Origin of the sequence: Nibricoccus aquaticus (assembly GCF_002310495.1) — a bacterium.
Lineage (GTDB): Bacteria > Verrucomicrobiota > Verrucomicrobiia > Opitutales > Opitutaceae > Nibricoccus > Nibricoccus aquaticus.
In genome coordinates this window covers 4,240,661-4,263,657 of sequence record NZ_CP023344.1, presented here as the reverse complement: position 1 = coordinate 4,263,657, position 22,997 = coordinate 4,240,661, and the positions used below count along the sequence as shown (strand labels likewise).

Here is a 22,997-nt window from a genome sequence, read left to right as displayed (position 1 = left end):
TGAACATTGATGCAAAGACGCGCCGTTCCGTTCAGCGCGCCGCAGGTCGCGGCACCACGGCTGCGGCGTTTAGTTGAAGCGTTGCAGGATTCCGCTCCGGCGCGCGGGCGATGAGCGTGATGGGGCCACCGCCCTTCGTGGTTTGCACGATAACCTGGGCATAGCCGTTAAAGAGACTGCGCCGGCTGCCTTTGTCGGATTCGTGAGAGGATGGATCGCCGTTACCCACGCCGATGATTTTGCCCGGCCCTTTGATCTCAAATTCCACAGCATCCATCGCCGTCGGCACGATGCGCCCCTCGGCATCCAACGCAGAGACAGTGACAATCGCACAGTCTTCTCCATCGGCGCGCAGTTCACCGCGATCGGAAATGAGCGTGAGTGTCTGCGCGGGGCCGGTGGTTTCCACGCGCGCCGAGCCCGCAGATTTCCCGCCACGATAACCTTCGGCGCGCAGCACGCCTGCTTGGTAGATCACCGGCCACTCGACATAACCGCCGCGCGGCACCGCCCTCCGCCCCTGGCTCTGGTCGTTGAGGAAAAGCTCCACTTCATCGTGGTTCGTATAAGCACGCACCATGATCGGCTCTTTATCGCGAACCGCCCAATTCCAATGCGGTAGCAAGTGCAGCACCGGTTTCTCCGACCACCACGCCTGGCAGAAATAGAAACTGTCTTTTGGAAACCCGCACGTATCGAGCACGCCAAACTGGCAATTAACGGCGGGCCAGTCGTACGGCCACTGCTCCCCGCGCCAGTCAAACGCCGCCCACAACAAGACGCCAGCGACCCACGGACGCGCTTCGTAATAGGGAAACCACGCATCGTTAGCGGAGCCCCAAGGTGGAACTTTGTTCGCGTACGCAGGCACGTAAGCGCGGACGCGGTCTTCGATGTAGATGCCACGCGTTGAAACAGCGGAGGACTCTTCGCTGCTGATCGCGGGAATATGCGGATGATCGGCGTGAAATTTATCGGCGTCGCCAAGCTTCAGGTAATTAAACCCCATCACGTCGACGATGTGAGAGAACCCTTTTCCCCAATCTCCGTTCATCGGCATCATAGTCGGACGCGACGGATCGAGCGTCTTCACCAGAGTTTGGATTTTTCGAGCGATGGGCTCGCCCCACGGTTCGCCCTGCATCTTGTCCGCGAACTCTTCGTTACCGAGCGACCAGAGAACGACGCTCGGATGATTGCGATCACGTCGGATCAGGCGCTCCACCTGGCTGAGCGTTTCAGGCGTGTCATCGAACCGGCGGTTTTCATCGACCACCAGCATGCCGAGACGGTCGCACGCCTCCATGATCGCCGGAGAATGAGGATGGTGAGCCGTACGATAAGTATTCACGCCCATCTCTTTCAGCCGGCGGATGCGAAACTCCTGCACGGCATCCGGCACCGCTGCGCCGACACCCGCATGATCGTGGTGCACACCGATGCCGCGGATGACATATTTTTTCCCGTTGAGAAAAAATCCCTGCGCGGGATCGAAACGAACCGTGCGTATCCCGAAAGAAGTGTCGTGGACATCGGATGCGCGCGTGGCTCCAGCGGGACGAACCTCGGAAATCAGACGGTAGAGCGTCGGCGTTTCCGGTGACCACAACTTCGCATCTTTCACTGGCAACACAGGCTTCAATGTGAGCTCGGTTCCGGCGCTAACTTCGAACTCCGGCGAAGTCGTCTCAGCCACCACCGCACCCGATGCGTCTTGAATGCGTGACAACAGAACACCCTTGGCTGTCGTTGAACCATCGTTACGCAACGTGGTCGCCGCCGTCACATTCGCTCCGCCTGAATCGGCCAGCTCCGTCGTGACAAATGTTCCCCAGTGCGCGACATGCAGTGGCGCGGTCTTCACCAGCCAGGTGTGCCGATAAATCCCTGCGCCCTCGTAGAACCAGCCTTCCGTGCGTGTGGCATCGACGCGGACCACGAGCACATTTTTCCCTCCATAATTCGCGTAAGGCGCGAGATCGAACTTGAAGCTGCTGTAGCCGCTAACGTTTCGCCCGATGCAGCGTCCGTTGAGCCAGACGAGGCAGTTACGGTAAACACCATCGAACTCCAACCACAGCGCTCCGCCGCGCTCTTCGTTGCCCAGATCAAACGTGCGGCGATACCAGCCGATCGTATTACCCGTGACACCTCCGAGGTCTTGCACGCTCTGGCCAACTTCAAGGGCTGCCCAGGAATTTTTCGCGCCGACGCCAGCGCCCATGTCCTTGTACCCGTGGTTACGCAGCGCCTTCAGGTTGAATGGCAGCTCAACCGCCCAGTCGTGCGGCAGATCTAGCGAGCGCCAGCTACGATCATCGAAGTCGGACTGCGCAAACGACACCGGTTGCGCCGCGTTGATATCGGCCGCAGAGCGGCGCAACGGCACCAGCTTGGGCTCCGCTTCAAGATGCGCGCGTGCTGTGCGCTCAAGCGCGTCGACTTCGGGATAAGCGAAGATCGCGGGATCAAGACCAGCAGGGTCGCCGAGTTGAAACTTCCAGCCGAAGTCCAACAACAGCCGCTCGCGTCCGAATCCAGCGGTCGCCGCGAAAACAAAAAGAAGAACCGCAAGCAGTCGCCGCGAGAGCTCAAAGCGGGGTAACATGCGAACACCATCCACTCCTCAAAACTCTGTCGCGAACCGCCCCGCACTGAAATCGATCAGTGAACGGTGGTCGCCATCAACCCCAACGATCGCAGGAAACGCTCGGCCTCCGCCAAAACCTCGCTTCGCAGCGGCTCCCCGCCTGCTCGATACGAATAAAGAGGATGCTCCCCACCGGGATAGATCACCACATCGCAGCGACTCCCCTGTTCCCCGGCGGTCGCTTGAAATGCTCTGACAGTTTTTACCGGCACCGCAGTGTCCGCATCGCCGAAAATAACGATTGTCGATGGCAGCACCTTTTTCTTCGTGGCCAGCAATTGCAGCGGCGAAAAATCGGCGAAACGATCGCCGAACAACGCATGCCCAAATCCTTCCGCGCTGGTGTCGAGGATCGGATACAAGAGCAGCAATGCGGCCGGCGCGTCCTGCTTGTCTGCCTTCAAAGCGGCTACAGCCGCGAGATGCCCGCCCGCGGAGGCGCCAGCGAGAACGATCCTGGCCGGATCCACGCCCAGCTCCGCAGCGTGTTGCTGTACCCAAACCACGGCGTCTCGGGCATCCTCCACGCTTTCGAAAGGCGTCGCCCGATGCGTTGCAGCTACCCGGTAATCGACGCTGATCGCTACAAAGCCTCGGTCCGCGAAATGCGCGCACTCGGAGTAGAACTGCACGGGCGTTCCGTGCGTCCATCCGCCGCCAAAGAAAAACAAGATCGCCGGACGCTCCCCACCGTTGCCGGTTGTACGAGCATCTTTTTCGGGCGCGAAAACGTGCAGATCCAACGACGAATCTCCGACGATCTTGTAGGCGATCTTCCGTGGAGCGAATGCGCGACGCGGAGGCGGAAGGATCTTCTTGAGCGTTTGGAACCAGACCTCCGCCATTTTTTCCGCGCCGCGCGCGTTCGGGTGAACGAGATCGGCCACGGTATCCTTCGTCCAATCAAAGCCGCTCGATTGATCGACCAGCACCACACGTTGCCCCGGTTGATCGAGTTCTGCGGCAAGGTCTGCGATGCCACGATTGAGCTCCGGGATGTATGCGTACTTCGGCAGTTTCCCTGCGGGAATCACCTGCGCGAGCAGCACGGTCACGTGCGGGTTCACTTCTCGAAATTTGCCAATGAGTGTTTTCGTCGCAGCCAGTATTCCGGCTACCGGCTTTTCTTCGACGAAGTGATTGTGGCCGCTGTGCAGGAGCACGACGTCCGCCGGATGCTCTTGAAAATGCGCTGGCACAGTCGTCGCGAGATACTCGGTGTTTTTCCCGCCATACCCTTCATGCAACAGCGGACCGATACGCGTCTCCCCCGACTGGGTTCCGACGAACTCCACGACATATCCTGAGCCAAATAATTTCTCCCACAGCGGATATCGATAACTCGAAAAGAAATCCGCGCCCGCGGTGATCGAGTCACCCACAGCCATGATCCGCACGGGCTTCGTTTCCGATCCTGTCGCAGCCGTGCATGTCAGCGCCGCACTCATGCCGAGACACGAAACGAAACACAAAAAACGCCACCGGGGTAACGAACGTAACAGAACCATGCGTCTTTCTACGACGTGGCTCTCAGCTCGAACAAGCAATGTACGTTGAAACCGTTCAGAGCGGTTACCGTTCAACTGCCGTCAAATGCTGAGCGATTTCAGTAACGACGTAGTTTAGGATGAGCGTGCGCAGGCGCATGGCTACTCCACCCCGCAAACTACTCCCTCCAGACGCCGCTTAGCCGGTGTGATTGGCTCCTCCCGATTTGCTTCGCCCGAGTTGTATTTGCCGGGGAAACCGCCACCAACCTCAAACCTCCCCTACAATGAAAACCTTACGCCTCGGTTCCCGCGCCAGCTGCCTGGGGGCCGTACTGCTCACAGGCGCTCCGCTTCTTTCCCAAACAGCGCCGACGTCGTCGACGGTGCCGATGGATAGTGAAGACACCGTGCAACTGTCCGTATTCGAAGTCCGCAGCAGCAAAGACTCCGCGTACGTCGCTGACAAATCCGTTGCCACAACCGGCTTCGCGGCCGATCTCGCGAAAATCCCGCTCGCGATCAACGTGGTCACCGCCCAATTCCTCGAGGACACCGGCGGCATGGGCTTCAACGGCGTCGCCAATTACCAAGCCGGCTTCACGACCGACCAAGGCGGCATGGACAACGGCTCGCGCAACTCTGCAGGCATCGATCCTTCGGTCGGTGCAGTGACCGGCGGCGAGCCATTGCGCACGCGCATCCGTGGGCAGCCAATTAACGTCAGCCAGCGGAACGGTCTTCCGATGAAGTTCGGTTTCGGCACGGAGAACGTCGACCGCGTCGAGATCGCGCGCGGCCCGATGTCCGTCTTCATCGGCGGTTCCACTCTCGGCGGCGTGATGAATCTCGTCACCGCGAAGCCACAGTTCGCGCCCGCCTACAAGTTCGGCGTTAAAGTTGATTCCAACGATAGCTACCAAGTCCGCGCCGATCTGACCGGCCCGATCATCAAGGACAAACTGGCTTACCGTGTAATCGCCCTCTACAGCGACGACAACACGTGGCGCGATTTCAGCGAATCCACGACGAAGTTCATCAACCCTCAGGTGATCTGGCGTCCCTTCCGCAAGCTGACCACGCGCCTCGAATACGCTCACCGCGATCTTAGCGGCAACATGGTGAGCAACTCCATGCAAGCGACCCAAGCGTATCAGGATGATTACGACAATCCTTCGCAGGCGCTCCTCAACCTCGGCAGCACCACGGCGCTCGGTCGTCCCTACACGGTAGGCGAATATCGTACGCGCATCGCCCGCACCTTCGCCAATTGGCGCCTGGACAAATACACCATCGACGGTCGCTGGCGCTCGCTCGGCGAGGGCGAAAGCTTCACGGCCGGCGACTGGGCGGGTGGTTATGACGCGAATCATTTCGGCGCCAACGACTCCTTCTCCACCAAGTACGATCTCATCGAAAGCGAAACCAACCTGATCGTCACCGACTGGCTGGAGCTCCGCCTCTTCGGCCGCTGGGCCAACCAGCACAGTGACACGACCTTCTTCAGCAACGCGCTCCGCCGCTATCCCGACGGCAGCACTCCGCTGCTGTCGGCCACCTCCACGGCAACCAAGCGCGAGGAAACTCCGGTCAATGGAAAGTTCGAAGCCGTCGTCACGAAGGATTTCCTCAAGATCAACCACAAGTTCCTCGCCGGCTATGAAGCTGCCTTCAATCAGGCGTGGTCGGTAACTCCTTTGGTGAATACGTCCAAACTGGCGAGCGTTGCCGGATCGCCCAATGTCATCGGTTCACCGGCGACGCTGACAGGAGCGAACGTTCTCAACTATTTCGATCCCCGCGTTCACGCGGTGCCTAATTACCAGTCAATCGTCACCTTTGCCGATGACACGGCCGCTCCCGGCGCTAACGCGCAAACGTACTCCCGCTCCTTTCCCGAAGCCAGCTACGTCGCCTATAGCGGCAGCGTCTGGCAGGATCGCATCACGGTGTTCGCCGGCTATCGCAACAGCGAGATCCAACAGTCCTCCTACAACCTCGATCGCAATCGCAATAAAGTCAGCCGCTTCCTCAACACGCCGAAAACTTCCACCCAGTCCAACACGCTCGGCCTCGTTTTCGAGCCGTTCAAGGGACTCAACTTCTACGTCAGCCAGAACATTGGCGTGGAAGCTGTGCCAGCCGGTTCTCTGATCAACGCCGCCGCAGGCTTCACCAACCTCGTGACCACCGAAGAACGCCTCGCGAACCCCGTGCCCGACCTCGAAGGCCGTGGCCGTGAAGCGGGCCTTAAGGTCGAACTCTTCAAGCGCAAGCTGATCGGCCACGTCGGCGTGTTCGAACTCACCCGTCGCAACACAGTCATCATCGACAACGAGCGGACGGCGACCGATCCGCGCAATATCGGCACTGCGGTCGATCAAAATCCTGCGACACAAAACCTCGCTCAAACCGCCCGCGTGCAATGGAACAAGACCATCGACGGCAGCACGTCGGAAGGCGCCGAGTTCGGCTTCGTATGGATGCCAAATAACAACTACACGATGACCTTCGAAGCCAGCCACCTCTGGACCAACGAGCTCACGCTCTCGCGTCCGCTCGCCGGCACCGCCGCGACCGCACAGGCCATGATCGACTACTCGATTCTCAACGGTCGTCCGCTCGACAACACGCCCGACAACACGCTTCGCGTCTGGCAGAAATACAGCGTCACCGAAGGCGTTTTGAAGAATAGCTGGTTCGGCGTGGGTATCCGTTACCAGAGCGATCTCATGCCGCTCGCCAGCAATTCCTCGTGGGGCACCGTCCTCCCCAGTTGGACGGCATTCGACGCGGCGATCGGCTACCGAGCGCAAGTGTTCAGCCGTCCCGTCGATCTGCAGCTCAACATAGAGAATGTGACCGACAAGCTCTACTCCGCCGGCGGTCGCACCTGGTCCAATCCACGCACCGTTATGTTCACCGCCACGACGCGTTTCTAAATCCGTCAGCCGCCCATCGCCGCTCACCCACACAGCGAAAGTCCCAAGACTTTCGCTGTTTTCTTTAACCCACCCGCATGCCCGTCCTCACTCAGGCAGAATACGTCATCGGCGATCTACTCGTTTCCTATCACGCGCCCGCCGATCAACCGGCCGCGTGGGGATTGCGCATCATCCCGGCCGCGCGACGCGAGGCGCTTGTCTCACCGCGCGAGTGGCTCGATTCGCCTGCGATCAAGCAGCTGCCGGATCCGTGGAATCAAACGCGCGCATGGGAAGTCGATTCATTGGTTCATGCGCATCTCCGCGGAGACGTGCTTCCCGGTGGCTACGCAAATGGCCGCACGTTGCGCAACTCCTCGACAACGGCGGATCTCCGGGTGCATCGCCACGAACGGAAAATCCTCGAAAATGGTCACACGCTTCTTCGCACTACCCTCGCCCATCCTCGCGGACTGCGTTGCACGCATGAATTGGTCGTCGATCCAGCGAGCGGCGTCGCGACGGTGCAAATCTCCGCGGAAAACACATCCACAGGGTCGCTCACCCTCGACGCGCTCGATGCGTTTTCCCTCGGCGGCATCACGCCGTTTGCGAGCGACGACACCGCGGGCCGCCTGCGGGTGCATCGCTGCCGCAGCGCCTGGAGCGCAGAAGGTCGACTCGACACGCGCTCAATCGAAGACCTACACCTAGAACGTTCCTGGACCGGCCACGCGGTGCGCACCGAGCGCTTTGGCCAAGTAGGATCGCTTCCGGTCAATGGATGGTTCCCGTTCGTCGCCATCGAGGATCGCGCGGCCGAAGTGACATGGGCGATACAACTCGCCACGCCAGGCACCTGGCATCTCGAACTCTACCGCCGTGCCGATCAATTCGCGCTCGGCGGAGGCGGGGCCGACCGTCTCGCCGGCGAATGGAGCAAAACCCTCGCGCCCGGCGAGACCTTTCTCGCGCCACCTGCGTTTCTCACCGCCGTCACTGGAAACATCGACGACGTCTGCGATCGTCTACTGCTGGCGATGCGCGTACGTGCGTGCCTACCGCCACGCGAAGCAACCCTCCCCATCATCTTCAACGAGTGGTGCACGTCATGGGGAAACCCCACGCACGATTCCCTGGTCGCGCTCGCCGGGCGACTCGCCGGAAGCGGTGTCACCTACCTCGTCATCGACGACGGGTGGGCGGAACGTCCGGGAAATCAGTTTCAACAAAACGGGGACTGGCGCGTGAACCGCCGCGCTTTTCCGCAAGGCTTGCGCCCGACCACCGACGCCATTCGCGCCCACGGACTGGTCCCCGGGTTGTGGTTCGAATTCGAGGCCATCAATCCGGGCTCTGATGCGTGGCAAGAAACCACCCACCAACTTCACCGCGACGGCGTTCCACTCCAAGTCGGAGCGCGCCGCTTCTGGGATTTTCGCGATCCGTGGGTTCACGATTTTCTCGCACAACGCGTCATCGCGCGTCTTCGCGACGACGGATTTGGCTGCCTCAAGATAGACTGCAACGACTCTATCGGCCCCGGCGTCGATGGCCTTGAATCTCCAGGCGAAAATCTCCGACAGCATCTTGCCGGCGTGCAGCGTTTTTTCGAACGGCTTCGTGATGAGTTACCCGATCTCGTCATCGAAAACTGTTCGTCGGGCGGTCACCGCCTCGAACCGTCCATGATGGCGTTGACGTCAATGAGTTCGTTTTCCGATGCGCACGAGACGCCGGATATCCCGCTCATCGCCGCAGACCTGAACCGCGTGGTTTGGTCCGCACAAAAGCAAATCTGGGCGGTGCTCCGCGCGAACGACTCACTTCAACGCCTGAGCTATTCACTCGCCGCCACCTTTCTGGGCCGCATGTGCCTTTCCGGGGAGGTCGATCGCCTCTCGTCTCCTGCATGGGACTTCACTCGCGCCGCCATGAATCTATACCGCCAGGTAACGTCGTTGATTCGTGACGGACGTTTTCGCGCTGACCGTTGCGTTGGTAGTTCGCGGCAACATCCTACGGGACACCAAATCGTCACGATCACAGATGTCGCCAGAAGGCAGTTGCTCATCATCTGGCACTGTTTTGATGCGCCATCGCTATCGATTTTCGCGCCAGATGTGGATGATGCATGGCATTGGAAAATTCACACTCAACTCTGTGGTCCGGAAACAGAGATTGAGCTCCTCGAAAATAAACTGCGCTGGCGCAAAACGCTTTCTTGGTCCGGTGGAGTCTTATGGCTCATCGGCAGTAAAAAACCCGAATCCGCCAATCAGGCGGAATCTTTGAGAATTGAATAACGCTTTATCAAAGTCCCCTGCGACCAGTGATCTCGTCGAAAACGCGGCGACACAACTCAGCGCCGTCTATAAATGAACCCGCAAGCCAACCATAGCCTCGCGAGTGCCGCGTGCCAGTGAGATGGAATACGTTGCAAGCGGCTTCTCGGTTACGAACCCTCTATTGTTTCAAGAGTGGAAGCTGCCCTACATCAGACTGAACACCTCAACGCCTTGCCCTCCTCGTGGCGCTTGTCCTTGGTCAACGGCGAGGAATCCTGCCGCCTCTTTCATCGGCAATGATCCGGGCCAAACTAAAGTGGAGATGCGACCGCTCAAAACTATGCGGACGGATACGACTGTGCGGATCGCATAGTTTCCAGTGCTTTTTTGAAAAGACCCCGCGAGATGCTCGGCTTGACAAATTTGAAAATGTCAGACGTTGTTCTGGCTATGGAAACGAACACGCGCACCTTTCTCCGCGACTTTACGACCATCAAGGCGAAGGCCCGCAAAGGCGAAACCGTTCGCGTCCGGGATAAAGAAGGATGGTTTCTTTTCACCGCAGCCGTTCCCAAAAGGTCCCTGCTCGGAGCGGCCAGAGGAAAAATCGCGTTTCACGACGACCTCACCAAACCGACGCTGCCAGGCGATGCGTGGAAACCCTCCCTGTAATGGCACGCCTTAAATACCTGCTGGATACACACGCGTTTTTGTGGGCTGCCACCGACGAAGAGCGGCTTGGAGCCAAAGCGACCCGTGCGATCGTAACGACTCCGTACGAGCAATTAGCTATTTCCGATGTGACGCTGCAGGAAATTGGCCTGCTGCTTAATGCGAACCGAATCTCGTTCAAAGGTTCGCCTGCAAGTGTACTCGGAAACCTGCTCAACTACGTCACAGTGCTCCCGATTACTTTGGAAATCGCCATCGCCGCTCCGGCGCTCGCATTGCCTCACGCTGATCAATTTGATCGGGTCATCACTGCCACGGCAAAAGCGCATCGACTGCCCCTCATCACTAAAGACGCGAACATCACGGATTCGTCAGTCGTCTCAACGATTTGGTGAACGCCCTGTTAAGGTTGTCGGAAGGTTGCCCAAAAAGCTGTTTCCGCCTCCACTTCGACTCCTCAGCCTGCTTTTATTTACTGGATCTAAATCATTAACCACTAACTAAGTCCGCGCTTCTATGCGACTTAGCTTCAAGGCCGGAGACAGGTTCGAATCCCTCCCTCTCCGCCAGTTTTCTCCTCTGAAGAAGCTAAGCCGACAACAGATTTGCCTGGTGACATGGCGAGTCGGCCATATCCCGGGCCGAAAAACTTCGCAGCCCCACACCGCTCCCATCCTACATTAAACGTTGGTTGTTCAATGTGTTGGATTCAACGTGAAGCTGAATTGGTAATCTCGATCAGCTGGCAATTTATACTCTGGTAATGGCCAAGCACACCACGACGTTTCGCCACCCACTCCCATTTGGGCTCACAACTCGGCTACAAACGCATCGGTCTAGCCATGGAACACCGGCAAGACGAGCGCACCAACAACATGATTCTAGCCGCCGACCTCGCCCCGCTGCTTCCCATCGGAGTAGAACAAAGACGTATTCATTCCTTGGTATCGACGTCAGAAGCCCGACGTGATTGTCAGCGTGCTCGATGACGTCGGCGGCTGGCTACGCGACGACGGCGTCAACATCGCCAATCGCGTCGACTTCGCTTCTGTTTGCGCGCTGAAGGCTGACCGCGCCGGGATCTTCCAGCATTTTGAAGCCATCGGTGCCGCCGTGGATCAACTCGTTTCCCAGCTGCACACCAACAAACGCGGCTTGCCCGAACATCCCGCCACCAATCTCATCTTGGGTTCCTGGCGTCTGGGCGAATCCGTGCGTAAAGTCGCCTCCACAGAGCGTCGCAGCACGAAAAAAAAATACTGGATTCGCTCGTTCGCGAAATCGCCGACCTTCAACCATGCCGACCTCTCCACTCCGCACAGCCGTTTTCTGCAACGATACCTGGCACCCCGCTTCCATCATTCAAAAAGGCCTGTCGTCACTCGCGCGCGATGACTTCCGTTTCGAGTGGCTGGATACCCCGGAGGCATGGAGCGGAGCTTCATTCACACACTACGACTTCATCATTCTAGCCAAGGGCAACACCACCAGCCCCGGCGATCAAAGCCCCTGGCTTACTCCCATCATTGAAGAAAAATTTCTTGAGCACGTTCGTTCAGGCAAAGGGCTTTTATGTCTCCACGCAGGCACCTGCTACCGCAACAATCCAAAGCTTCGAGCCCTAGCCGGTGGCGCATTTATTCAACACCCGCCACCCTGCCCCGTCGCTCTCGAACCACGAGCAGACCATCCAATCACGGCTGGAGTCAGTGCCACCACATTTCACGACGAACATTATGAGATGGCCTTCGATGATGCTCGGGCTGACGTGTTTCTCCGCACCTCCTCACAGCATGGATCTCAACCCGCAGGATGGACTCGCGCGGAAAAAGGCCGTGTTTGCGTACTCACGCCGGGCCACACCGAAGAGGCTTGGAGCAACGCCCAATTTCAAAAGCTACTCGATAATGCCCTACGCTGGACGGCCACTTGTTGACCAGCTTGTCGGCGCGAATAGTTGCCTGAAGTTTGGCGGTGACCCTCCAAGAAATTGGTCGCCGCTGCATGCGAACCGAATCTCGCTCAATAGCTGTCGCGATCTCCCTTGTCTCGTCCGGTGGTGGTTTCGATAAGCGCAGTGCCATGCGTCACGACGCTTACTCTTCCGCCGCGGACTCGCGTTCTCTCCTTCGTGACTGACCTTGGCCTCACTCCTCCCCCCTCAGTGGCCGATTGGATAGGCTAAGGGTGGCTGGCGCGAGAAGGTCGCGGACGTCTTGCGCGAATGCCCGGCGGCGGTCGCCGTAGTCCCGGCCAAATTACACCGCCCGAAGTTGAGTCGACTCGCCCGGCTGCCCGATCGTGCGGATAAGCAGGTGAACCGCACCCAATGCGAGCATGGGCATGAAGGCGCACACCGCGAAAACCGGCGTGTAAGAAACATTTTGCACGGTCCAGCCGATCAGTTGCTGCGAGATGATGCCAATGATCCCACCCAACGCTCCGGCAAGTCCGGTCACCGAACCGATCATACCACGCGGAAGAACTTCGGCCGGCAGGGTCATGTTCGCCCATAAGGCGTGCGCCAGCATCGCGACGCTGATCATGCCCACCGCGAGCGCCGGCACATTCGTCGTCACAATGATGAGGCAGCAAACCGGCGTCATGCACGACGCGACAAACATCACGGTTTTGCGCGAACGATTAAGCGACCAACCGCGGCGCACTAATCGGTTGGGGATCAGACCGCCCAGTATGTTGCCGACCGCAAGCGCCGCGAACGGGATCCAGCTGTATTTCCCGACGTCAGCGAGGTTGAAGCCCTGCGTTTGCTGCAGGTACTTCGGCGTCCAGAACGCGAAGAGATAGGAGATCGGGTCAGTCAGCATTCGCGCTGCGACGCAGCCCCACACGGCGCGGGTGCGAAAGATCTGGGACCACGGCACGGTTGGGGTCGCGGCTTGGACAGGCTGGCCTTCGAAAATATAGTTCTTTTCCTCGTCCGTGATGCGGGGGTGTTCCTGCGGTCGGCGATAGAGGAGCAGCCAGAAAAACACCCAAATCAGCCCCAGGCCGCCTACGACAATAAACGCATAACGCCACCCCCACGTGAGCGCGATCCAGGCAACCGTCGGGGCTGCGAGCGCCGATCCAACGGCGGTCCCGGCGTTGAAAATGCCCACCGCGAGCGCGCGTTCCCTCATAGGAAACCACTCGGAAACGCCTTTTACCCCACCGGGAAAATTGGCGGGCTCGGTTGCCCCGAGTAGAAACCGGCAGACGGAGAACTGAAACGGGGTGTGCGCGAAGAAGTGTAGCATCGTCGCGATCGACCAACCTGAGACGAAAATGGAAAACGATTTTCGGGTGCCGAGCCAGTCGACCAAACGGCCGCTGACTGCATACATCACCGTGTAGCTCACCAAAAACGCCGACGTGATATTGGCGTACTGAGCGGTGGTGATGTTCAACTCCAACTCCAGCGTTTGCGCCAATACCGCCAGCGTCAGCCGGTCGAGGTAGTTCAGCTCGGAAGCAATTCCGAGCATGATAACGATGTACCAGCGCAAGCCGCGTATCTTGGTTTTCGCCTTTAACATCCTCGGGGGTCGCGCTTGAGCGCAGCAGTTAAGATGGCTTGCACGGCAAGGGCCTAGAGCGTGCTCGCGTTTATCCAACGGCTATTTGAGTAAACTGTTCACTCATCTCTTCGCCCGTGAACATTCGTGAACTTGCCCTTCTCGCCCGACTCTCAGCTGCGGCCACGTCGCTGGCGTTGCGAGGCAGTCCCAAAGTTTCCGCCAAAACGCGTACGCGGGTGCAAGCCCTGGCGCGTAAAGCGGGTTATCAGGTGGATGCGCGGATCAGCTCCGTCATGAGCCATTTTCGCAAACCCGAGACTGCGCGGCTGACCGCCTGTTTCGGCCTCATCACGTTCTATCCGGAGGAACGTCCTTGGGAAAAATCCATTCATATGCGGCAAATTTACGCCGGGATGGAGCGTCGGGCCGGCGAATTGGGCTATCGCGTGGAGCCCTTGTGGCTGCGTGCGCCGGGGATGACGCACCGTCGCTTCCGCGAGATCCTCGAAGCCCGCGGGATTGAGGGACTGCTTTGTTTTGGCAGCCCAAAATTCGACGAGGCATTTCCATCCGCTTTCGAACGCTGCACCGCCGTTAATATCGGCCTGAGCATTAGCACGCCTCTCCATCGAATTATCAGTCACGCTTTCAACGACACACTGACTGCTCTCAATGAGCTGTACCGCCGCGGCTACCGCCGGCCGGGCTTGGTGCTAAGTCGCTACGAGGAGATCCGCAACGGTTACGCCCACGCCTCTGCTTATCTCGGATGGTGTGAACATCGGTCGGGAGAGATCACTGCCCGCCCCATCCTGCGGATGGATCGCGTGGATACAGGAACTCTCCAAGCGTGGCTGAAATCAGAAGGCTGCGATGGCGTCATCTTTGTTCATCCACAGGCGGAACTCGCCCAACTTCAGATTTCTTTAAAAAGGCTGCGCGCTGCCATTCCTGAAGAACTAGGTGTAGCGGTGTTGAGTCAAAACCTTGAAGGAACCCGCTTTTCCGGGCTGCAAGAGAATCAAGCGGTCATGGGCGCCTGGGCCGTGGAACTGCTGGCCGCCCGCATCGCCAGCCGCGATTTCGGACTTCCGGCCATGCCCCGCGTCGAGTTGGTGGAGAGTCAGTGGATCAAGGGAGAGACCTTGCGCCCCGTCCTTGTGAACAGTTAACTCACGCAAGCATAGTCTGCGTGATTCGACCGTTCCAACGTTGGATCTTTCCCTACACTCATGTTCAAAGATCAACTGCCTGGTATTGAAATTCACGAGACGCGCCGGGCGATGGGCGCGTCGGCGGCCCGCCACTTTGTCAGCAAGCTCGAAACGGCGCTCAAAACCAAAGCGCGCGCACGGATCATTCTGGGCTGCGCTCCTTCGCAAGATGAGTTCTTTGCCGGGTTGGTCCAAGAAGCGCAGGCCCATCCTGCGCTCTGGGCCCGGGTGGAAGTCTTTCACATGGATGACTACGTCGGGCTGCCAGAGTCACATCCCGAGTCGTTTCGCACCTACTTGCGCAAGCATCTGCTCGATCACGTCAAGGTGGCCGCCTTCAATCTTATCCGAGGCGAGGCCGCTTCACCTTACGACGAAGCTCGTCGCTACAGCGCCCTCCTCGCGGCAGCGCCCATTGACGTGATTGGCATGGGCATCGGCGAGAACGGACATATCGCGTTTAACGATCCGCCTGTCGCCGACTTCGCCGATCCAGCGCTAGTGAAAGTGGTCGAGATGGACGGCGCGTGCCGCCAGCAACAGGTCAACGATGGCTGTTTCCCTGATTTAGCCGCCGTGCCCAAACTCGCTCTCACCATCACGCTGCCGGTTTTCTCCCAAGCCACGAGTTTGTGCTGTGTCGTGCCCGGCCCCCGCAAGGCCCAGGCCGTGCGGAATTCACTGCTCGATCCCATCGGGACCAACTGTCCCGGGACTCTTCTGCGCACCCATGCAGATGCGCGACTCTTCCTCGACCGGGATTCGTCCGCCCGCTATCTCGATTCGAAAACCAAGGCATGAGCGCAGTTCGCCGATTAAAAGCTTCAGCTTCCGCTTCCGCCTCAGTCTCCGTAGCGCCACGCGCGGACCTTTTTGACTTACAGGTCAACGGATATGCCGGCGTCGATTTTCAACAACCGGATCTTTCGGCCGCGGCACTCGCCAAGGTGGTGCGCGCTCTCCACGCACGTCGCACGAGCCGGATTCTCGTCACGCTGATCACGGACAGCATCGAGCGCCTCTGCGTGAAGCTGCGACAGTTTGAAGCATTTCGAAAAAAGAACGCCGCGGGCGCCGCGACATTTGTCGGCTATCACCTTGAAGGCCCCTATCTCAATCAGGAGCCCGGCTTCAAAGGTGCGCACGAGGAGCGCTTCATGCATGATCCGAGCATAGCCGATTTCGAACGCTTGCAGGACGCGGCCGGCGGAAATATCCGGCTCATGACGATTGCCCCCGAGCTGAAGGGTTCACCCGAGTTCATTGTCCATCTCGTCAAGCGGGGCGTGCGGGTCGCGATTGGCCATTCCAACGCAGACGACAGTGCTATCGATGAAGCGATCGCCGCCGGCCTCACGCTTTGCACGCATCTGGGGAACGCCGTCCCGCAACAGGTTCATCGCCACGATAACATCATGCAGCGACTGCTCGCTCGCGATGAATTGTGCGCCGTTTTTATTCCCGATGGCATCCACCTGCCGCCGCATGTCTTGAAGAATTTTGTGCATGCGAAACCACGCAACAAAGTGCTCTTCACAACCGATTGCATGGCCGCCGCCGCCTCGAAGCCCGGCCGCTATCGGATCGCCCACATGGAAGTCGATGTCGGCGCGGACGGGATCGTGCGCCTTCCTGGGGAAACGCGAGCCTTCGCCGGTTCATCACTCACCATGGATAACGCATTCGCCAACATTCAGCGTTTTACAGGCTGGAGCGAAACCGAGGCTCACGCCGCCTGTTCCACCCGGGTGGCGAAGTATCTGGGCTTGTAACTAACTCTGAATACGCAGCAAACGCTTCGCTCCCGCCAACAGCGAGTTACTCGCCAGCCGCGCCTCCCACGTCCTCGGTGCCCGACAACATTCAACAGGCACCTGATTTTAGGAACGCCGAAGATTAGAATCACGACCTCTCAACCAAGTAAACATTCACGCCACAAGACGTACGCCGGTAAACGCGTAAAAAAGGGAATACGCAGTCAGGGGTTACCGAAAGTGCGAAAGATTCCCTGGAGGAAACGTCCTAAACGCCATCGACAATCGCGGTGGCGACCTGCCCCCCGCTTTTCTCACCGTCAAATGCTCGGGACGCAGACCCACTTTCACTTCCAGCCCGAGTTTGTCGCGATGACGCCTGCCAATCACGATAGTCTGGCCGTCGTTCAGACGGACCTATGACCCGTCGCTTGTTTCGACGACGATTCCGTCGAGAATATTCATCGACGGATAGCCGATGAACGTCGCCGCAAAAAAGCTTGCCGGGTTCCGGTACAATTCCAGCGGACTGCCGGCCTGTTCTATTTTCCCTTTGTTCAAAGCCACAATGCGAACAGCAAGAGTCATCGCCTCGATCTGGTCATGCATCACATAGATGGACGTTTTACGGACCTTCTGGTGAAGCGCCTTGATTTCAGAACGCATCTTCACGCGAAGCTTGGCGTTCAGACTGGAGAGTGGCTCGTCGAACAGGAAAAGTGCCGGATCGCGAACGACCGCGCGCCCCATGGCCACACGCTGCCGCTGGCCACCGGATAACTCAACGAGACGGCGCTTGATCGCAGACCTTTTATTTTAAGCGCCTGCCACTTCCAGTCCTCGACCTTTGTCCGGGGCTCGGGCGCAGCAGACAACATCAACAACGGTTCACTACGATAGGCGACTTCCCGGCGCACTATTGAAATCAAACCCATGAAAATGCGTTTCCTGCTTTTGTTTTGATGCTCGGGATGCGCGGAGGTCTCCAGTGTCGGAGGCTTCATCGCTGGAGCATCAGCTTCAGCTGCTAACTGAGGCCTTCGCGGCCGCCGCATATTTCGCGATGATCCCATCGAACGAGCCGTTTGTGAAAAACACCACGACCCGCTTCTTCGCTCCAGCCTTCATCGGTAACGTCGCCCGCGTGAGCGCCTCCAGCAGCGCCGCGCTGCTCTCCGGCGCATGCGCCTCGACGCCCTGCGCCTCCAGTTGCTGCACGACCGCGTCGCCATCGAAGCGCTCGCCCGCCGCCAGTTTCTCCGCGCGGCTCACCGCGCCGAGATAAACCTCATCCGCCATCGCCAGCGCCCGCGTGAATCCCGCCTGCAGCGTCTTTGTACGTGCCGTGTTGCTACGCGGCTCAAACACCGCCGTCAGCAACGCGCCTTTGAAACGCGCCCGAAACGACTGCAACGTCTCCGCCAGCGCCGTCGGGTGATGCCCGAAATCCTCGATCACAGTAATCTCCGCCGTGTTCACCAAAATCTCCTGCCGCCGCTTCACACCGCGAAAACGCTCCAGCGCCTCCACCTTGAACGCCATCGGATTCTCCGGCGAAACTGTCAGCGCCGCCGCCGTCGCCGCCATCGCCGCATTGCGCGCATTGTAGAGTCCGGGCGTCGTCCAATGCACATCCGACCACACCTTGCCCTTCAGCAATAGCGTGAACGCTGCGCCCGCACCATCCTCGGTAAACCCCGCGATGCGCACATCGTTCCCCTCGCCCGTGCCCACCTTGACCACGCGCGTCCAGCCGAGCGTCCCCAGCGCCCGCAGATTCTCGTCATCGCCGTTCATCACGATCCACCCATTACGCGGCACGATGCGCGTCAGATGACCGAACGTCCGCTGTACGTCCGCCAAATCGCGAAAAATATCCGCGTGGTCGAACTCCAGATTGTTCAACACCGCCACATGCGGCGCGTAGTGGATGAACTTCGAGCGTTTGTCGAAAAACGCGCTGTCGTACTCGTCGCCTTCGATCACAAACGGATCACCCGCCGTCCCGAGATGATTCCCCACCGGTGGATCTTGCGGCACACCGCCAATTAAAAACCCCGGATCGCGCCCGTTCTCACGCAGCAAAAACGCCGTCAGCGCCGTCGTCGTCGTCTTCCCGTGCGTCCCCGCGATCACGATATTCTTCCGCGTCTTCAGCACCGAGTCGTGCAACAACGCCGGCAACGACGTGAACGCCAGCGCCCGCGTATCCAGTAACCACTCCACCTCCGGATTCCCCCGCGACATCGCATTGCCAATCACCACCAGATCAGGCGCTAGCCTCTGCAACCGCACCGGATCGTAGCCTTCGTGCAACGTGATCCCCGCCTCCGCCAGCACCGTGCTCATGGGCGGATATACGCCCGCGTCCGCCCCCAGCACCTCGTGCCCCGCCGCCCGCGCCAGCAGTGCCGCATTCCCCATCGCCGTGCCGCAAATCCCCATGAAATAAATTTTCATCGCATTAAAAAATCGTCCGCCCGCAACGCATCGCCCGGGACACCGGACGCACATTCACTGGATTCAATCGCATGGGGCAACGAGGCATAAGCCCCCGAGATTCGAGCGCGCTCCCGCCGCTGGCAATGCGCTTTCAGTTCCCCATTTCGCTTCGCCAGCCCTCCGCCCGCGCCTCCACTCACACACCCATTCCGCTCTACTCCGCGCTCCCAAACGCGGCCTCCTCTAAAAACCCGTCCGCTAACTGCAACACGCACTCCGCCCCCCAAAGCCCTGACTGCATTGTGCAAGCAACCCTCCTGCCGCTAATCCCATCGATATTCCTTAACCAATGAATAATATAAACTTACGGATGCATTAGTCCGTTGGCACGCCCACTGCGAAAGTACCTGCGTTCAACAAAACCAACCACGCCCGCCTCCAGCTTCTGGGCGCATCAATCCAACAACCACCTCCGTAAACACTCCGCATCCCATGTCTAAATCCCTCGCACTCGCAGTCCTCGTCGTCGGCGCCGTCCTCCTCGTCTGGGGTATCAACTCCGCGAATTCAGCCGGTTCCGAAGTCACTGAAGCTCTCACCGGCGCGCCCACCGACAAGAGCATCTGGCTAATCGCCCTTGGCGCTCTCGGCGCCATCGCCGGCTCCGTCAGCCTCTTCCGCCGTCGCGCCTAAGTTCCGCATTCCCCTCTCCGTCAACTCAACCCTCAATCCAAATAACATCATGAGCTCCTCCAACAACGCCTCCACTCAAACCATCGACGACCTCAAAGCCCTCCTCCACGACGCCGAACAAGCGCTCTCCGGCGCCGGCGATGTCGCCGAAGACAAGGTCGCCGAACTCCGCGACCGCATGCGCGCCGCCCTCGATAAAGGCTCCAACGCCTACGCCCGCGCCCGCGAATGCGCCAAGGAAAAACTCGGTGAAGCCGATCACTATGTCCGCGCCCATCCGTACCAGGCCATCGGCACAGGCATCGCCATCGGCGCCGTCATCGGCCTCCTCATCGGCCGCCGCCTCCCCTGATCCGCGCGCGCCCCTCCGGCAACGCCGCGTATCCACCAGCCCGCCACACAGACGACGCCCATGAACTTGCTCACCGATAACGCACTCCTGCCCGGGATCGACCGCCTGCAAGCCAGCGCGGCCGTCCTTGCGCGGGGCTTCGATCACCGTGCCGAACTCGCCTCATTAGAACTGGGCGACGCTCGCGATCATGCCGTCGGTCTCTCCGGGTTGTTTCTTATTGGTGCCGTCGCCGCGTTGCTCACCGGATTCGCCGCCAACTTCTTTGTTGCCGCCCTCTGGTGGGATACGCCCCACCGCCTCCTCGCCATCGGCCTTGCCGCCCTGGTGCAGGCGGCGGTGGCGACGACCTCCATCGCTCTGTGCATCCACCGCGCCCGCCGCTGGAGACCGCTGCCCCTCACCATCGACCAGCTCAAAAAAGACTCTCAATGCCTCCGCGATCTCCTCAACTCCCCGCGCCGCTAAGTACGGAAGACTGCGAGTCGCGGAAGAAATTTCTCGCCCTCGCCTGCGCGTGCGACCGCGTCGAACTCGCCCTCGCGTGGAAAAAACCCGCGCGTCCACAAACCGCACTCGGCGGCCTCGTCTCCGGTCCTTGGGTACCGCTCGCCCTCAGCGCGCTCACGCCCCTGCTTCCGCGCAAACTCCGCGCCGCTGCCTTTCTTTTCCGCCTCTGGAAATCGAGCCGCTGACGCTTAGCCATTCACGCCGTCACTTCCCGGCCACTGCTTCAACCGTCCTCTCTGCTTTAGCTTTTAGCTTCAAACCGCCCGCCACGCACATGTCCACCGCCACGCTTCAGCCGTCGTCCACCGCCTCCCGCTCCAAGCCTGCCCCATCCGCCTCCGTCGCCGGGATGGGAGCCATTCCGCTCTCCGGTTCCTCCGGCGTCGCATTCCGCGTCTGGGCCCCTCACGCCGATGCCGTGAGCGTCGTCGGCTCGTTCAACGACTGGGACGCCGCCGCCCACCCGCTCGCTAAAGAGGGCAGTGGTAATTGGTATGCCGCCATTCCTTCCGCGAAACCAGGAGATGAATACCGTTTCGCCCTCAAGCGCGGCGACGACGAATTCACCCGCATCGACCCGCGCGCCCTCCGCGTCACCAACTCCATCGGCAACGGCGTCATCTGGCAAAAGCCCGCCTCACCCACGTCAGCAGGCGCCAAAAAATTCACGCCCCCCACGCTCGATCAGCTCGTCATCTACGAACTCCACATCGGCACGTTCAATACCTCCAAAGAAACCGGCCCGGGTACCTTCGCTTCCGCGACCGAAAAACTTCCCTACCTCCGCGACCTCGGCATCAACGCCGTCGAAGTCATGCCCGTCGCCGAATTCGCCGGCGATTTCTCCTGGGGCTACAACCCTGCCCATCCCTACGCCGTCGAATCCATCTACGGCGGCCCCGACGCCTTCCTCGCCTTCATCGAAGCCGCGCACGCCCATGGCATCGCCGTCATCCTCGACGTCGTTTATAATCACTTCGGCCCCGGCGATCTCTCCATCTGGCAATTCGACGGCTGGAACGAAAACAACCTCGGCGGCATTTATTTCTACAACGACTGGCGCGCGCAGACCCCTTGGGGCGACACCCGCCCCGACTACGGCCGCGGCGAAGTCCGCTCCTACATCCGCGACAACGCCCTCATGTGGTTCCGCGACTTCGGCATCGATGGTCTGCGCTGGGACATGTCTGTCTACATCCGCACCTATAAGGGCAACACCGGCGACCCAGCCGACGATCTCAAAGAAGGCTGGGGCCTTTGCCAGTGGGTCAACGACGAGATCCACAAAGAATTCCCGCACGCCATCACCATCGCTGAAGACCTCCACGACAGCGAATGGATCGTCAAAGGCACCGGCGCAGGCGGAGCCGGCTTCAATTCCCAATGGGACGCCGCCTTCGTTCATCCCGTTCGCGCCACCATGATCGTCGCCAACGACGAACACCGCAGTCTCGACGCCGTCATCGGAGCATTGAAAAACAAATACGACGACGATGCCTTCAAGCGCGTCGTTTACAGCGAATCCCACGACGAGGTCGCCAACGGCAAAGCCCGCCTTCCGTCCGAGATCGATGCCAATGCAGCCGACGCCTACCACGCCCGCAAACGCTCCACCCTCGGCGCCGCCCTCGTCATGACCGCCCCCGGCATACCCATGCTTTTCCAAGGCCAGGAACTCCTGGAAGACGAATGGTTCCGCGACGAGGTTCCTCTCGACTGGGAAAAGCAATCCCGCTTCGCCGGCGTCCACGCCCTTTACCGCGATCTCGTTTCGCTCCGCCGCAATCTCTCCGGCCACACCGCCGGCCTCTCCGGCCAGCACATCGAGACGCATCACGTGAACCACGAGAAAAAAATCCTCGGCTTTCACCGCTGGCGCGACCACGGCGCGGGCGACGATGTCATCGTCATCATGAATCTCTCCAGCGAGCCCGTCACCGACTACGCCATCGGTGTCCCCTCGACCGGCAACTGGCGCGTCCGCTTCAACAGCGACGCGAAAGCCTACTCGCCCGACTTCAACGACCACACCGCCCCCGACGCCGAGACTGTGGCCGAGCCGCTCGACGGCTTCGAGCATCGCATCGTCACCGGTCTCGCCCCCTATTCCGCGCTCATCCTCTCGCAGGATCGCGCGTCCTGATCAGCTAAATGACTTCCCGCAGCCGCACGTGCTCTGAGCATTGGGATTCTTGATCTCGAATCCCTTCCCTTGCAGCCCGTCGTCGAAGTCGACCTGCGAGCCATTCAAATACGCCAGGCTCGCCGCGTCCATGATCACTGCCACGCCTTCGCTCTCGAACTGCGTGTCCTCCGCCTTCGGCTCGTCAAACGACATCCCGTACTGAAACCCCGAGCAGCCGCCCGACTCAACAAAGACGCGCAGCCGTTTCTCCGGAGCGTTTAATTCGTTCTGCATTGTGCGCACTTGCGCAGCAGCGCGTGGACTGAGCGTGATCATGCGCGCAACCTAGGTCTGCGCACCTCGGT

The 22,997-nt window shown here is 59.8% G+C and carries 20 protein-coding genes and 1 pseudogene; 14 read left to right on the top strand and 7 right to left on the bottom strand.

Annotated elements, in window-relative coordinates; translation table 11 throughout:
* Window positions 1-31: 31 nt before the first annotated feature.
* Both galA and CMV30_RS17215 read right to left on the bottom strand, forming a co-directional pair.
* Window positions 32-2,608: a beta-galactosidase GalA gene (gene galA / locus CMV30_RS17220; protein ID WP_096057179.1), complete on the bottom strand. Its 2,577-nt coding sequence runs from the start codon at window positions 2,606-2,608 to the stop codon at window positions 32-34.
* A gap of 56 nt (window positions 2,609-2,664) precedes the next feature.
* Window positions 2,665-4,098, bottom strand: a complete 1,434-nt coding sequence (locus CMV30_RS17215; protein ID WP_175414935.1) for an alpha/beta hydrolase fold domain-containing protein — start codon at window positions 4,096-4,098, stop codon at window positions 2,665-2,667.
* Window positions 4,099-4,424: 326 nt separating this feature from the next.
* Between CMV30_RS17215 and CMV30_RS17210 the strand changes: the two genes are divergently transcribed.
* From CMV30_RS17210 to CMV30_RS17200, 4 genes are all read left to right on the top strand, one after another.
* Window positions 4,425-7,079: a TonB-dependent siderophore receptor gene (locus CMV30_RS17210; protein WP_096057177.1), complete on the top strand. Its 2,655-nt coding sequence runs from the start codon at window positions 4,425-4,427 to the stop codon at window positions 7,077-7,079.
* 473 nt (window positions 7,080-7,552) lie between these two features.
* The gene (locus CMV30_RS17205) at window positions 7,553-9,367 is read left to right on the top strand and encodes a glycoside hydrolase family 36 protein (protein ID WP_175414934.1); all 1,815 of its coding nucleotides are present in this window, start codon (window positions 7,553-7,555) and stop codon (window positions 9,365-9,367) included.
* A 369-nt stretch (window positions 9,368-9,736) separates the two neighbouring features.
* The gene (locus tag CMV30_RS19990; RefSeq protein WP_175414933.1) at window positions 9,737-10,021 is read left to right on the top strand and encodes a hypothetical protein; all 285 of its coding nucleotides are present in this window, start codon (window positions 9,737-9,739) and stop codon (window positions 10,019-10,021) included.
* Complete coding sequence (locus tag CMV30_RS17200) at window positions 10,021-10,416, top strand: type II toxin-antitoxin system VapC family toxin (RefSeq protein ID WP_175414932.1); 396 nt, start codon at window positions 10,021-10,023, stop codon at window positions 10,414-10,416. Before CMV30_RS19990 ends, CMV30_RS17200 begins: the two co-directional genes overlap by 1 nt.
* A gap of 300 nt (window positions 10,417-10,716) precedes the next feature.
* On the opposite strand, the gene CMV30_RS20955 is transcribed toward CMV30_RS17200, so the two are convergent.
* Window positions 10,717-10,824, bottom strand: a complete 108-nt coding sequence (locus CMV30_RS20955) for a beta-galactosidase small subunit-related protein (protein WP_138223359.1) — start codon at window positions 10,822-10,824, stop codon at window positions 10,717-10,719.
* 175 nt (window positions 10,825-10,999) lie between these two features.
* Here CMV30_RS20955 and CMV30_RS19610 point away from each other — a divergent pair, with 175 nt between their 5' ends.
* Window positions 11,000-11,416, top strand: a complete 417-nt coding sequence (locus CMV30_RS19610; RefSeq protein WP_138223358.1) for a hypothetical protein — start codon at window positions 11,000-11,002, stop codon at window positions 11,414-11,416.
* Window positions 11,319-11,957, top strand: coding sequence for a ThuA domain-containing protein (locus CMV30_RS20950; protein WP_096057173.1), 639 nt, complete (start codon window positions 11,319-11,321; stop codon window positions 11,955-11,957). The genes CMV30_RS19610 and CMV30_RS20950 overlap by 98 nt, the downstream gene beginning before the upstream one ends.
* Window positions 11,958-12,279: 322 nt before the next feature.
* On the opposite strand, the gene CMV30_RS17185 is transcribed toward CMV30_RS20950, so the two are convergent.
* Window positions 12,280-13,560: an MFS transporter gene (locus CMV30_RS17185; RefSeq protein WP_096057172.1), complete on the bottom strand. Its 1,281-nt coding sequence runs from the start codon at window positions 13,558-13,560 to the stop codon at window positions 12,280-12,282.
* Between the two features lie 116 nt (window positions 13,561-13,676).
* Here CMV30_RS17185 and CMV30_RS17180 point away from each other — a divergent pair, with 116 nt between their 5' ends.
* Genes CMV30_RS17180 through CMV30_RS17170 form a run of 3 tightly spaced genes read left to right on the top strand, consistent with a single transcriptional unit; the run spans window position 13,677 to window position 16,528 of the window.
* Window positions 13,677-14,714, top strand: coding sequence for a LacI family DNA-binding transcriptional regulator (locus CMV30_RS17180; protein ID WP_096057171.1), 1,038 nt, complete (start codon window positions 13,677-13,679; stop codon window positions 14,712-14,714).
* A 60-nt stretch (window positions 14,715-14,774) separates the two neighbouring features.
* Window positions 14,775-15,557 carry a glucosamine-6-phosphate deaminase gene (locus CMV30_RS17175; RefSeq protein WP_096057170.1) on the top strand — a complete coding sequence of 261 codons (783 nt, stop codon included), beginning with the start codon at window positions 14,775-14,777 and terminating at the stop codon, window positions 15,555-15,557.
* Window positions 15,554-16,528: an N-acetylglucosamine-6-phosphate deacetylase gene (locus CMV30_RS17170; RefSeq protein WP_096057169.1), complete on the top strand. Its 975-nt coding sequence runs from the start codon at window positions 15,554-15,556 to the stop codon at window positions 16,526-16,528. Before CMV30_RS17175 ends, CMV30_RS17170 begins: the two co-directional genes overlap by 4 nt.
* 222 nt (window positions 16,529-16,750) lie before the next feature.
* On the opposite strand, the pseudogene CMV30_RS20945 reads toward CMV30_RS17170, so the two are convergent.
* Both CMV30_RS20945 and mpl read right to left on the bottom strand, forming a co-directional pair.
* A pseudogene (locus tag CMV30_RS20945) lies at window positions 16,751-17,305 on the bottom strand (ABC transporter ATP-binding protein); the annotation flags it as partial.
* Between the two features lie 225 nt (window positions 17,306-17,530).
* Window positions 17,531-18,970: a UDP-N-acetylmuramate:L-alanyl-gamma-D-glutamyl-meso-diaminopimelate ligase gene (gene mpl / locus CMV30_RS17160; protein ID WP_096057167.1), complete on the bottom strand. Its 1,440-nt coding sequence runs from the start codon at window positions 18,968-18,970 to the stop codon at window positions 17,531-17,533.
* 474 nt (window positions 18,971-19,444) lie between these two features.
* On the opposite strand from mpl, the gene CMV30_RS17150 reads away from it, so the two are divergent.
* The 5 genes from CMV30_RS17150 (at window position 19,445) to CMV30_RS17130 (ending at window position 22,650) form a co-directional block, all read left to right on the top strand.
* Complete coding sequence (locus CMV30_RS17150; protein WP_096057165.1) at window positions 19,445-19,645, top strand: DUF3185 family protein; 201 nt, start codon at window positions 19,445-19,447, stop codon at window positions 19,643-19,645.
* Window positions 19,646-19,694: 49 nt separating this feature from the next.
* The gene (locus CMV30_RS17145; RefSeq protein WP_096057164.1) at window positions 19,695-19,997 is read left to right on the top strand and encodes an ElaB/YgaM/YqjD family protein; all 303 of its coding nucleotides are present in this window, start codon (window positions 19,695-19,697) and stop codon (window positions 19,995-19,997) included.
* Between the two features lie 60 nt (window positions 19,998-20,057).
* A complete protein-coding gene (locus CMV30_RS17140; RefSeq protein ID WP_096057163.1) occupies window positions 20,058-20,465 on the top strand; it encodes a phage holin family protein in 408 nt (135 codons plus the stop codon).
* Window positions 20,429-20,692, top strand: a complete 264-nt coding sequence (locus CMV30_RS17135) for a hypothetical protein (RefSeq protein WP_096057162.1) — start codon at window positions 20,429-20,431, stop codon at window positions 20,690-20,692. Before CMV30_RS17140 ends, CMV30_RS17135 begins: the two co-directional genes overlap by 37 nt.
* An 89-nt stretch (window positions 20,693-20,781) precedes the next feature.
* Window positions 20,782-22,650 (top strand): alpha-amylase family glycosyl hydrolase, encoded by a 1,869-nt coding sequence (locus CMV30_RS17130; RefSeq protein WP_096057161.1) that lies wholly within the window; start codon window positions 20,782-20,784, stop codon window positions 22,648-22,650.
* On the opposite strand, the gene erpA is transcribed toward CMV30_RS17130, so the two are convergent.
* A complete protein-coding gene (gene erpA / locus CMV30_RS17125; RefSeq protein WP_096057160.1) occupies window positions 22,651-22,968 on the bottom strand; it encodes an iron-sulfur cluster insertion protein ErpA in 318 nt (105 codons plus the stop codon).
* Between the last annotated feature and the right edge of the window lie 29 nt (window positions 22,969-22,997).

What these genes read in the sequence shown, in the direction of transcription:
- galA (WP_096057179.1), bottom strand. Translation starts at nt 2,608, where the DNA reads ATGTTACCCCGCTTTGAGCTCTCGCGGCGACTGCTTGCGGTTCTTCTT.
- CMV30_RS17215 (WP_175414935.1), bottom strand. Translation starts at nt 4,098, where the DNA reads ATGAGTGCGGCGCTGACATGCACGGCTGCGACAGGATCGGAAACGAAG.
- CMV30_RS20950 (WP_096057173.1), top strand. Translation starts at nt 11,319, where the DNA reads ATGCCGACCTCTCCACTCCGCACAGCCGTTTTCTGCAACGATACCTGG.
- CMV30_RS17200 (WP_175414932.1), top strand. Translation starts at nt 10,021, where the DNA reads ATGGCACGCCTTAAATACCTGCTGGATACACACGCGTTTTTGTGGGCT.
- CMV30_RS17130 (WP_096057161.1), top strand. Translation starts at nt 20,782, where the DNA reads ATGTCCACCGCCACGCTTCAGCCGTCGTCCACCGCCTCCCGCTCCAAG.
- CMV30_RS17145 (WP_096057164.1), top strand. Translation starts at nt 19,695, where the DNA reads ATGAGCTCCTCCAACAACGCCTCCACTCAAACCATCGACGACCTCAAA.
- CMV30_RS17150 (WP_096057165.1), top strand. Translation starts at nt 19,445, where the DNA reads ATGTCTAAATCCCTCGCACTCGCAGTCCTCGTCGTCGGCGCCGTCCTC.
- mpl (WP_096057167.1), bottom strand. Translation starts at nt 18,970, where the DNA reads ATGAAAATTTATTTCATGGGGATTTGCGGCACGGCGATGGGGAATGCG.
- CMV30_RS20955 (WP_138223359.1), bottom strand. Translation starts at nt 10,824, where the DNA reads ATGGGAGTGGGTGGCGAAACGTCGTGGTGTGCTTGGCCATTACCAGAG.
- CMV30_RS17170 (WP_096057169.1), top strand. Translation starts at nt 15,554, where the DNA reads ATGAGCGCAGTTCGCCGATTAAAAGCTTCAGCTTCCGCTTCCGCCTCA.
- CMV30_RS17135 (WP_096057162.1), top strand. Translation starts at nt 20,429, where the DNA reads ATGCCTCCGCGATCTCCTCAACTCCCCGCGCCGCTAAGTACGGAAGAC.
- CMV30_RS17175 (WP_096057170.1), top strand. Translation starts at nt 14,775, where the DNA reads ATGTTCAAAGATCAACTGCCTGGTATTGAAATTCACGAGACGCGCCGG.
- erpA (WP_096057160.1), bottom strand. Translation starts at nt 22,968, where the DNA reads ATGATCACGCTCAGTCCACGCGCTGCTGCGCAAGTGCGCACAATGCAG.
- CMV30_RS17210 (WP_096057177.1), top strand. Translation starts at nt 4,425, where the DNA reads ATGAAAACCTTACGCCTCGGTTCCCGCGCCAGCTGCCTGGGGGCCGTA.
- CMV30_RS17140 (WP_096057163.1), top strand. Translation starts at nt 20,058, where the DNA reads ATGAACTTGCTCACCGATAACGCACTCCTGCCCGGGATCGACCGCCTG.
- CMV30_RS17185 (WP_096057172.1), bottom strand. Translation starts at nt 13,560, where the DNA reads ATGTTAAAGGCGAAAACCAAGATACGCGGCTTGCGCTGGTACATCGTT.